This window comes from Protofrankia sp. Cj3 (assembly GCF_917627355.1).
GTDB lineage: Bacteria > Actinomycetota > Actinomycetes > Frankiales > Frankiaceae > Protofrankia.
The window spans coordinates 14,042-16,853 of sequence record NZ_CAKJTR010000121.1 but is presented as its reverse complement, the minus strand read 5'-3'; the positions used below and the strand labels follow the sequence as shown (position 1 = coordinate 16,853).

General features: G+C 72.1%; 2 protein-coding genes. Both read right to left on the bottom strand.

The window, feature by feature from the left end; translation table 11 throughout:
- Positions 1-105: 105 nt before the first annotated feature.
- The gene (locus tag MJ783_RS16025) at positions 106-1,413 is read right to left on the bottom strand and encodes a glycosyltransferase (RefSeq protein WP_239311248.1); all 1,308 of its coding nucleotides are present in this window, start codon (positions 1,411-1,413) and stop codon (positions 106-108) included.
- Between the two features lie 103 nt (positions 1,414-1,516).
- A partial coding sequence (locus tag MJ783_RS16020) for a HAMP domain-containing sensor histidine kinase (protein ID WP_239311247.1) occupies positions 1,517-2,812 on the bottom strand: 1,296 nt, incomplete at its 5' end.

The window sequence follows — 2,812 nt, the reverse complement described above, 5'->3', positions numbered from 1 at the left end:
GGTCAGCGGTGTCAGCGGTGTCAGCGGTGTCAGCGGTGTCAGCGGTGTCGCTGATGTCGGTGATGCCGCTGTTGACGCGGCGGGCGCGGATGGCCGCCGCCGTGGTCACGGCCGCTGGCGGTGTGGGTGGAAGACCCAGGCGCGCAGCAGCAGGAAGCGCATGACCGTCGCGGCGAGGTTGGCGGCGACCAGGATGCCCAGTTCCAGCAGCCGGCCGGGATGGCTGGCCAGCGCGCCCAGAGCGGCCAGCGCCCCGCTGGTGAGCCCGAGTCCCAGAACGAAGACGACGAGGCCCTCGAGCTGGTGGCGACCGGCTCCCGAGCGGCCTCGTACACCGAAGGTCAGCCGCCGGTTCGCCGCGGTGTTCGCGACCGCGGTGAGCGCCAGCGCGAGCAGGTTCGCGGCCTGCGCGCCGGCCAGGCCGCGCAGCAGCACGTACAGCACCAGGTAGGCCGCGGTGCTTGCCAGCCCTACGCCGGTGAACCGCACCAGCTGTCTGGGCAACCCGACCGGCACGCCGGGGACAGCCGGTTCCAGCGGCGCACGGCCGAGCTGGCGGCGCAGGTCACGCACGGGCAGCGCACCGCTGGCGAGGGCACGCCCGAGCCGGGCGACGCCTTTGAGATCGGCCAGCGCGGTGGCCGCGATGTCAACGCGGCTGTCGGGATCGTCGATCCAGTCGACCGGGACCTCATGGATGCGCAGCCCGGACCGTTCGGCGAGGACGAGCAGCTCCGTGTCGAAGAACCAGCCGGTGTCCTCGATCAGCGGCAGCAGCCGCGCGGCGACATCGGCGCGGATGGCTTTGAACCCGCACTGGGCGTCGGAGAAACGGGCGGCGAGCGTGCCGCGCAGGATGAGGTTGTAGCAACGGGAGATCACTTCCCGCTTCGCGCCCCGGATGACCCGCGAGTTACGTGCCAGCCGGGTCCCGATCGCGAGATCGGAGTGCCCGGAGATCAGCGGGGCGACCAGCGGCAGCAGCGCCGCGAGGTCGGTGGACAGGTCGACGTCCATGTAGGCCAGCACCGGAGCGTCAGAGGCCGACCAGACCGTGTGCAGAGCGCGCCCGCGGCCTTTCTGGTCAAGGTGGATGACAGTGACCTCGGCGATGGCGGCCTGGAGCGTCTCCGCCACGGCGAGGGTCGCGTCGGTGCTGGCGTTGTCCGCGATCGTGATCCGGAAGGGGTACGGGAAGGTCCTGGTCAGGTGCGTGTGCAGGCGGCGTACGCAGGGCTCCAGGTCGGCCTGCTCGTTGTGGACGGGAATGACCACGTCCAGCACTGCCGCGGGATGGGTCGCCAGAACGGGCCGGCGGGCGGCTGGAAGGGGCTCGCCGGCCGGCCGTGGGGTATTTCTACCAGGTGCGTTTCTACCAGGTGCGTCCTGCGGGGTGGAGGTCACGGTGGGCATGGAATCTACAGTCGCTCCGGGAGCTGTCGGCTCTTTGTGCCGAAGCTGTGTCTTTCCTGTGAGCCTGTTCGTGCCTGCCAGGCGTGTCTGGCAGGCACGAACGTCAGCGCCTGCCGTGGGCTGACGGCCGGCCACCGGTGACCGTGCCGCTGGCCAGCGGGACCGCGGCCGGCACGTGCGTGGGCAGCCGGACGATAAACGCCGTCTGACCAGGACGGCTCGTTACTCCTATGCTGCCGCGGTGGGCGGTCACGACGGCGTTGACGATGGCCAGCCCCAGCCCGGTGCTGCCGGCCGCGCGGGAACGGGAACCGTCACCGCGGGCGAAGCGCTCGAACACGGATGGAAGAAGATCCGCCTGAATGCCGGGCCCGTCGTCGAGGACGGTGAGCACAGCAGGACCGGGGGAGCGGGCGTGCAGGCTCGCGGTGACCATTGTGCCGGGCGGGGTGTGGGTCCGGGCGTTGGCGAGCAGGTTGGCCAGCACCTGATGCAGGCGGGCCGGGTCGCCGGTGACGATCACCGGCTCGTCGGGCAGGTCGAGTTGCCAGCGGTGCTCGGGGCCGGCGGCATGGGCGTCGCTCACCGTGTCCACGACAAGCCGGGAGAGGTCGACCGGCGCGGCCTCGAGGGGACGCCCGGCGTCCAGCCGAGCGAGCAGCAGCAGGTCCTCGACCAGGCTGGTCATCCGGGTCGCTTCGGATTCCACCCGGCGCAGCGCGTGGGCGACGTCGGGGGGCAGCTGGTCGCGGTCGCGGCGGGTGAGCTCGGCGTAGCCGCGGATGGCGGCCAGCGGGGTCCGCAGCTCGTGGCTGGCGTCCGCGACGAACTGGCGGACCTTCATCTCGCTGGCCTGGCGCGCCGCGAGCGCCGCGCCGACATGGCCGAGCATGCTGTTGAGCGCGGCTCCGACCTGCCCGACCTCGGTACGCGGGTCGGTGTCCGCTGCCGGGACGCGCTCGGCCAGGGCGACCTCGCCGCGGTCCAGCGGAAGCTGGGTGACCCGCCTGGCGGTGGCCGCCATGCGTCGCAGCGGGCGCAGGGTGAGCCGGACCACGACCGTGCCGGCGAAGCCGGCCAGGAGCAGCCCGACCCCGGCGACAGCGGCTCCGACAGCCACCAGCTGGTACAGGGTCGCCTGGACGGGGTGCAGCGGCAGCCCGGTGATGAGCACGGCGCCGTCCGGCATCCGGTTGGCGATCAACCGGAACTCCCCGTTGTCGCCGATCGTGCGGGTATGCGGATGTTCGTCGGCCGGAACCTCGGTCAGAGCCGCCGCGCTCGCTGTGTCCAGGGGCGCAAGCGAGCCGTCGTCGTTGATGATTACGGAGTCGGTGACCGTGCCGGCGACCAACCGGGCTCCGAGCGTGCCCGCGGACTGGCCCCGCGGCAGCAGGAA

Excerpts from the sequence above, each read along its gene's own strand:
- MJ783_RS16025 (WP_239311248.1), bottom strand. The coding sequence starts at position 1,413 with ATGCCCACCGTGACCTCCACCCCGCAGGACGCACCTGGTAGAAACGCA.